Here is a 7,839-nt window from a genome sequence, read left to right on the forward strand (position 1 = left end):
AGGTGATCAGGAGGAGGGATTACCATGCAGAAACCCGAAGACGAAAAACTTGAAGGGGGGCCTCTTTCAGGGATCACCGTTCTTGACTTCTCGCGTGTGTTAGCGGGCCCGTATTGCACAATGGTTTTGGCCGATCTTGGCGCGCGGGTGATCAAGGTTGAAAAATTCGGGACAGGCGACGACACCCGCGCCTTCCCTCCCTTTGTGGATGCTGAAAGCGCATATTTCATGTGTTTCAACCGTGGCAAGGAAAGCATCGTTCTGGATGTAAAGTCACCTCGTGATCGTGAGCTTTTGGAACGGCTCCTGGATACTTCTGACGTGCTGGTTGAGAACTTCCGGCCCGGGGTCATGGACCGCCTAGGCTATGGAGCTGAGCGTCTGGCCAAGACCCACCCGCATCTCATCTATGCCTCGATTTCGGGCTTTGGCCATTCCGGTCCGATGACTGATTTGCCGGGCTATGACATGGTGGTTCAGGCCATGGGCGGTGTTATGAGCCTGACCGGCTGGCCCGGCGAGCAACCCGCGCGCGTTGGCACCAGCTTTGGCGATCTCGGCGCGGCTTTGTTTGGCGTTATCGGCATCTTGTCCGCGCTTTATAAGCGTACCAAGAATGCACAGGGCGAACGGGTTGATATCGGTATGCTCGATTGTCAGGCCGCGTTAATGGAGACTGCTTTGGCGCGCTATGACGTCGAGAATGTTGTGCCGACACGGACAGGCGATTGTCACCCATCTCTGGCGCCGTTCGAGACCTTCCAAGCCGCGGATGAACGCTTCGTGATTGCTGCCGGGAATGACCAGCTGTTCCTGCTGATGGCCGATGCTCTGGAAGCACCGGAATTGGCGCTAGACCCAAATTTTGCGAGCAACGATTTGCGCGTACGCAACCGCCCTAAGATGGTCGCAGCCATTGACGCTGTAACTTCCAAAAAGCCGGTTGAGCATTGGTTGGATGCACTGAATGAGGCCGGTGTCCCTTGCGCCCCGATCAACACGATCGACCGCCTATTGGATCATCCGCAGCTTCTGTCGCGCAACATGATCGTACAGGTCGAAGGACAGGGCAAAAAGCCGTTCCGCACTGCGGGCAATCCCATCAAGCTCTCGGCTTACAAAGACATGGACCCCAACGAGACTCAAGTCGCACCGGGGTTGAATGAGCACCGCGAGGCTATTCTGGCCGAAAAGATGGCTGGGTTCGAAGCCTATGACCACAACGTCTCGGCCAAGACGCGCCAAGACACGGAAGCGCCCACCGAGGGTACGAACTGGACCGAGTTTGGTCTGAAAAGCTGAAACACATTCCAGGAGAAAACGCATGACGACCAGCAAGGCCAAAGCCAAGGCAACACCCGTAAGCGTCAACAACGAGACGCAGGTAGAAGAAATCGAAAAGAAACCGGTTCGCACCGCGCTTGAAGAAATCATTGTCGAGCGTCGCGAAAGTGTCGGCCTAATTACTCTGAACCGACCCAAAAGCTTGAATGCACTCAATCTTCAGTTGGCTTCCGAGGTCATGCAGACCCTTAAAGAGTTTGACGCGGATGATCGGATTGGTGCCGTGGTCATCACCGGCAGCCCCCGTGCTTTTGCCGCGGGTGCCGACATCGAGGAAATGGCCGAAAAGCACTTGGTGGATCTGTTGGCCAATGACATCTTCGCCGATTGGGATCAGATGCGCTTTATCAAAAAGCCGGTGATCGCGGCGGTCAGCGGCTTTGCTCTTGGGGGTGGTTTTGAACTGGCGCTCATGTGTGACTTCATCATCGCGAGCAATGATGCACAATTTGGCCTGCCGGAAATCAAGCTGGGCATTCTGCCGGGTATCGGTGGTTCGCAGCGTTTGACCAAGTCGATTGGCAAAGCCTTGGCCATGGATTTGATCCTGACCGGGCGCACGATCGGCGTTGACGAGGCCAAGAGCGCCGGGATCGTAGCACGCGTAGTGCCGACCGAAGATTTGCTACAAACCGCATTGGAGGCTGCCCATCAGATCGGCGGTCTGAATGCGCCTGCCGTGGCCATGGCCAAGGAAGCGGTCAACAATGCGCTCGAAACAGGTCTATCGGCTGGTGTGCTGCATGAACGTCGCCTGTTCCAAGCTGCCTTTGCGACCGATGGTCAAAAGGAAGGCATGGCTGCATTCATTGCAAAACGTGCTCCTGTATTCCGTAACCGCTAACGGCAGGGCAGGGACGTGACCCACGTTGTAGTTGAAAAACTAGGCCGGGCTGGGGTGATAGGCCTGGACCGGCCAAAGGCGATGAATGCACTGAACCTAGAGATGGTCCGGGAAATTAGTGCTGCGCTTTATCAATTTCAGGATGACCCGGACGTTCACTGCGTCGTGCTCAAGTCGAATACCGACCGATCTTTCTGCGCGGGCGGAGACATGCGCCAGATCCGAGAGTTTTGTCTGGCGAAAGAATTCGAAGAGGCGGAGCTCTTCTTTAAGGAAGAGTACGCCCTGATTGAGAAAATTTCTCGGTTTCCCAAACCCTATATCTCGTTGATTGACGGGATTTGCATGGGAGGTGGAATGGGCCTGTCAGTGCATGGCGCATATCGGGTCGCGACAGAACGTGCGGTGTTTGCCATGCCCGAAACAGCCATCGGGTTTATCCCAGACGTAGGGGGCAGTTATTTCCTGCCGCGCATGCCACATTCCGCCGGTACTTGGATGGGGCTAACCGGTTCTTCAGTTCGTGGTTTTGACGCACATGACCTTGGTATTTCCACTCATATGATTGAGGCGGAAGCCCTGTCTGAACTTCAAAGTGAATTGTGTCACAACGACAGGCCGGTTGCTGAAGTCTTAAAGGATCTTTGTGCGGCTATCGGCTATCAGCCAAGTACGTTAATGCTGGCTGAAACCACCTTGTGCTTTGACCAACCTACCCTTCGGGACATTGAGGATTGTTTAGAGCGTCGGCATAGCAATTCTAAGGCCAGTGCGCTCAGGTCATTGCAAAAGGCATCACCTCGCAGTTTGCGGGAAACACTGGCGTTGTTGCAAAGCGGTGGAGAATTGTCTCTCTCCGAATGCCTGGAACAGGAATTCGAAGCTATGCGACACGCCATTCGCCATCCGGATTTGGTCGAGGGAGTGCGTGCTGTATTGGTTGACAAAGACCACTCGCCGGCCTGGCGCTCTGACTGTCTTTGAAAACAATGGGAAAACGTCCAGGAGCTTACTGTCGATCCCGATACCTTTCGGTTCGCGCGTTTACCATTGTTTGGTTGTGGTCGCAGTTAGACGGTAAAAGCTTTTCGATAGCCTGACTCTCACCAGAATGCGCTGACAGCTCATGTCGCTATCGAGTCTCATCAAGTGGCCTCGTTGATCGAAACACTTAACAGCAGATGTTTGGGTTATGAGAGACGGGTGGACTTGGTTTAGCGCCCGAACGGTTTCTTGGACTTAGAATTATGACAGATCGTTCAACAGATTGTTGAGAAGACCACTGGTCACAAACATCTGACAGCTTTTTCTTTGCTGATCAGGGCGCCACCCGCTTCTGTGGCTTCTCCCTGACCTATTGTGAGTGTCAGCTGGGCAGGTACTCTTTGCTCCAACTTTCGCTGACCGAACCTTCCTGCAACATGTTCTGAATCTTCGTCTCTTCGTAGCCGAGTTCCTGCAACACTGTGCGTGTTGATGTACCGAACTTCTCAGCAGGAGTCAGCGCATAGACCTTGCCCCTTACCGGGCGGATCGCGAAAGGATCTAGCTGCGTTACAGTGTGGCCACTTGGATGATCTTCGTAGACTGAGAACGAATAGCTGCCGCGATCGGTACCGGGCGTTCCGTCTGCAGGGCGCGCGTTATAGGACCGGATCGTTTCGATGTTTTCGCAGATGGTCCCGCCCACGTCGGCGGCTTGCAAGCGCTCGGCCCAATCGCTTGCGCGGGCCTGATAGAACGCGTTCGCCAGAAATGCATCACGGTCCTCGACGGCGACATCCTCAAACCCTTCCAAACCTTCGACTGTCGCCAGTCTGGGAACATCCGATTCATAGGCACTAAGTAGGATGAAACGGTCTGATGAGGTGTAGTAGAAGCGGGTCAGAGCATCATAGCCGTTGATCTCTTGTCCGGCGGGTTCATCAAACAGACCGCGGCGTTCATAATCATAACAGAAAGGCATCTGTGCCAGCCCACTCAGAGCCGCCAGAGATGTGCGTGGTCGCCCAACGCGGCCAGTTTTGAGCTTTTGATACAGCGCTGTGGCCACACCCAGCGAACCACCAAAGCCGCACATTACATCAATGGTACCGACGTGCGCATGTTCTTCAGGCGTTTCCATTGATCCGCCAAACCGCAACATGATGCCAGTGGTTGCCTGAACAAGATCGTCATAACCAAGGTAGTTCGATCGCGGTCCACGGCGTACTCCGCCAAAGCAGTCCATCTTGCAGAAGATCGCATCAGGGTTCAGTTCGGCGAGGCCTTCGCGGTCCAAACCCATCCCTTGCACCTGAGCATCGGTGGCGTTCCACACAATGACGTCGACGGATTTCACTAGTTTTTCAAAAACTTCGCGCCCTTCAGGCGACTTCATGTCTGCCAGCACAGATCGCTTGCCGTTGCCGTGGGACAGGCTGAAAATTACAGTGTTCCAGCAGTCGTAGAATGGGGTCGCCGGATCCAATTTGATCACCTCAGCCCCGAACCGGGCCAGATAGGCAACGGAGTGAGGGCCAGCGATCACGTTGCACAGATCAAGAATGCGAACGCCGTCCAGCCAGCCGGTTTTCTCTTCGTCGGGCACAAGATCCGGTACGGAGGTTTGGTGTGCCCTCAATGCTGCCAAAGCGGCATCGAATTCGACCCATTCACGCGGTTTAGGTTCCAGCATTTCCTCGCCGGATTCTTCAAGCCAGACCATTGGGCCAGGTTGCGTCATTGTGCCAAATTCGGGGTCTTCGACTTCGACCATCAGGCCAGCTGTTTCGGCGTGGTCGTCGTGAATCCACTCTTGCAGCCAGCGTTGCGGTGCACCCGGAAATTTTCCGCGGCCAAAAATCTTTTCCCACTCTTTGGAAGTCCGGGTCAGGAACACCTCTTTCATCCGTTCTGCGATCTTATCTGCCCAGAACTTGGGCAGCGGATAGACACCCAGGGACACATCGTTTTTCCACTCGGAAACGGGAAGATAGGTGTCGGCCTCTTCGGTCAACCCTTCCTCGACGAGTTCGTCATAGATGCCCAGCTTTTTGAGACAGCGTTTGGCGTGTTCTTTGTGGCTGGGACAGACCACATAGAACATGCGGCCGTCCTTGCACTTGTAGGATCGATAAAACGGGTCCAACAGCTCCTGCAGGTCGTCATAAGAGACGTTCATGGGCAGGCCTTCGATCCGGCGGCGTTCAATCTCAAGCTCGCGCTGAGTTTTGTAGCGATCCGGATACTCGTCAATCTTGATCGAGTTGTAGCTGAGGCCTTCCATGACCGCCGAGGCCAGAGGTACCTCGATCTGGTCGCCATATCCGGTGCGTTCACGCGATTGCAGTGCCAGAACCACCGAGGACGCAGCCAGCATTGTGCCATAGGCCGAGGCCAGCGGCAGCGGGGAAAACGACGGGTTGATGCCCATCAGTACGCGGTTCAGGCCCATATCGGTGAACACACCAGACGAAGCTGCGATGACGCTTTCGTATGCACGCCAATCTCGGCGCAGTTCGTCATTTGATGCAAAGCCGGGGATCGACAAAGTGATCAATTCGGGACGAGCTGCACGCAAATCGCCAAAATCCAAACCCATGCGGGTCATCACGCCGGGGCGGAAGCTCTCAACGAGGATGTCGGCCTCGGCGATCAGTTCTCGCACCTGTGCCATGCCTTCGTCGGTCTTTAGATCCAGGGTTACAATCCGCTTGTTGCGATTCAGCGTCGCGTTGGCCGGGCTTTCCCAAAGCGGACCGTTGGGCATCTCGACGCGAATGACCGTGGCGCCAAAATCCGCAAGGATCATGGCGACGGCTGGGCCGGCAATATATTGGCCAAAGTCGATGACTTTGACACCGGCAAGCGGCAGATCAGAGGACGATTGGAGTGTCATGTGCATTATCCCTGCAGTTCTACGGGCACTAGCTGCCCGATCTGACGAAAAAGACCCGGGTCCGCCCATGAACCCGGGGCCACTCTTTTGGTTGGTTTACCGACCTTCCTGAATCCAGCGCGCGGCCTTTTCGGCGATCATCAGAGTTGGAGCGTTGGTATTGCCGCTGGTGATCTCGGGCATGATGCTGGCGTCGACGACACGCAGGCCTTTAATGCCTTTGACCTTCAAATACGGATCGACTACGGCGGAAGGATCGTCATCGCGTCCCATCTTGGCCGTACCCACGGGGTGGAAGATGGTATTGGCGATGTCACCCGCCAGTTTGGCCAGTTCCTCATCTGTCTGGAACTGAACGCCTGGTTTCCATTCCTGCGGATTGTATTTCTTCATCGCAGGTTTGGACATGATCTCACGCACCTGACGTAAACTGTCTGCGGCGACTTTGCGGTCGTCGTCCGTGTCCAGATAGTTCGGAGCAATCATCGGCGCGTCAGTGTATTTGTTTGACCGGATGCGAACGTTGCCCCGGCTGGTGGGGTTCAGGTTACACACGCTTACGGTGATGGCCGGGAACTCGTGCAGGTCTTCACCAAAGGCCTCAAGGCTCAGCGGCTGCACGTGATATTCCAAGTTTGCATGAGTGCGGCTTGGGTCGGACCGTGTGAAAGCTCCCAGCTGACTGGGTGACATGCTCATAGGGCCAGAGCGTTGCAGAGCGTATTGCAGGCCGATCTTAGCCTTGCCCACAAGGCTGTTGGCCAGCGTATTGAGCGTCTTGGCCCCATCCACTTTGAATACGGCGCGGATCTGCAGGTGGTCCTGCAAGTTCTCCCCTACGGCAGGTTGGTCCAGCACTACGTCGATCCCATGGGACTTCAGGAATTCGCCGTTACCAATACCCGACAGCTGCAAGATTTGTGGTGAGTTGATGGCACCGGCCGAAAGGATAACTTCGGCCGAGGCCTTAACAGTGACCGGCTGCCCCGCACGGCGCACAATCGCACCGGAACAACGGGTCGCGCCGTCCGAAATGGTATCGAATGTCAGACGCTCAACCTGCGCTTCGGTCCAGATGGTGAGATTCTGGCGTTCTTTCGCGGGGCGTAGGAAACCTTTGGAAGTGTTCCAGCGCCACCCTGATTTCTGGTTTACGTCGAAATAGCCAACCCCGGCGTTGTCACCCGCGTTGAAGTCGTCCGTCGACTCGATCCCGGCCTCATTGGCGGCCTCGGCGAAGGAATCCAGCACGTCCCAGCGTAGACGCTGTTTTTCGACACGCCATTCTCCGCCATGTGCATGCAGGTCCGAGAACCGGCTGTTGTCGCCGGTTCTCGGGTCAGCCCCGTTGTCCAGCTTGTAGTGGTTTTCATGCGCCTTGAAGTCAGGGATAGAGTTCTCCCAGCTCCAGTCGTCCTCACCACTCAGCTTGGCCCAGTTGTCATAGTCCCGTGCCTGTCCACGCATGTAGATCATGCCGTTGATCGAGGAGCACCCGCCCAGCGTTTTGCCACGCGGATAGCGCAAGATACGGCCGTTCAGACCTTTGTCGGGCTCCGTCTGATACAGCCAATCAGTGCGCGGATTGCCAATGCAGTAGAGATACCCGACAGGGATATGAATCCACGGATAGGTATCTTTCTTACCGGCTTCCAGCAACAGAACGCGCTTTGATGGATCCTTACTGAGACGGTTGGCCAGCAGGCAGCCAGCGGTGCCGGCCCCTACGACGATGTAATCAAACGTTTCCACAGACATGATCAAGCTCCGG

The 7,839-nt window shown here is 55.6% G+C and carries 5 protein-coding genes; 3 read left to right on the plus strand and 2 right to left on the minus strand.

Annotation, left to right across the window (positions count from 1 at the left end):
* Positions 1 to 24 precede the first annotated feature (24 nt).
* Genes ACR0EO_RS21975 through ACR0EO_RS21985 form a run of 3 tightly spaced genes read left to right on the plus strand, consistent with a single transcriptional unit; the run spans position 25 to position 3,172 of the window.
* Entirely contained in the window at positions 25 to 1,302 is a 1,278-nt protein-coding gene (locus ACR0EO_RS21975; RefSeq protein WP_480693048.1) for a CaiB/BaiF CoA transferase family protein, read from the plus strand.
* Between the two features lie 22 nt (positions 1,303 to 1,324).
* The gene (locus tag ACR0EO_RS21980; RefSeq protein ID WP_480693049.1) at positions 1,325 to 2,188 is read left to right on the plus strand and encodes an enoyl-CoA hydratase-related protein; all 864 of its coding nucleotides are present in this window, start codon (positions 1,325 to 1,327) and stop codon (positions 2,186 to 2,188) included.
* Between the two features lie 15 nt (positions 2,189 to 2,203).
* The gene (locus tag ACR0EO_RS21985) at positions 2,204 to 3,172 is read left to right on the plus strand and encodes an enoyl-CoA hydratase/isomerase family protein (protein ID WP_480693050.1); all 969 of its coding nucleotides are present in this window, start codon (positions 2,204 to 2,206) and stop codon (positions 3,170 to 3,172) included.
* 382 nt (positions 3,173 to 3,554) lie between these two features.
* On the opposite strand, the gene ACR0EO_RS21990 is transcribed toward ACR0EO_RS21985, so the two are convergent.
* Positions 3,555 to 6,068 carry a CoA transferase gene (locus tag ACR0EO_RS21990; RefSeq protein ID WP_480693051.1) on the minus strand — a complete coding sequence of 838 codons (2,514 nt, stop codon included), beginning with the start codon at positions 6,066 to 6,068 and terminating at the stop codon, positions 3,555 to 3,557.
* 96 nt (positions 6,069 to 6,164) lie between these two features.
* Positions 6,165 to 7,826 carry a GMC family oxidoreductase gene (locus ACR0EO_RS21995; RefSeq protein ID WP_480693052.1) on the minus strand — a complete coding sequence of 554 codons (1,662 nt, stop codon included), beginning with the start codon at positions 7,824 to 7,826 and terminating at the stop codon, positions 6,165 to 6,167.
* Positions 7,827 to 7,839 lie beyond the last annotated feature (13 nt).

Source organism: Ruegeria sp. BE9, assembly GCF_056538765.1.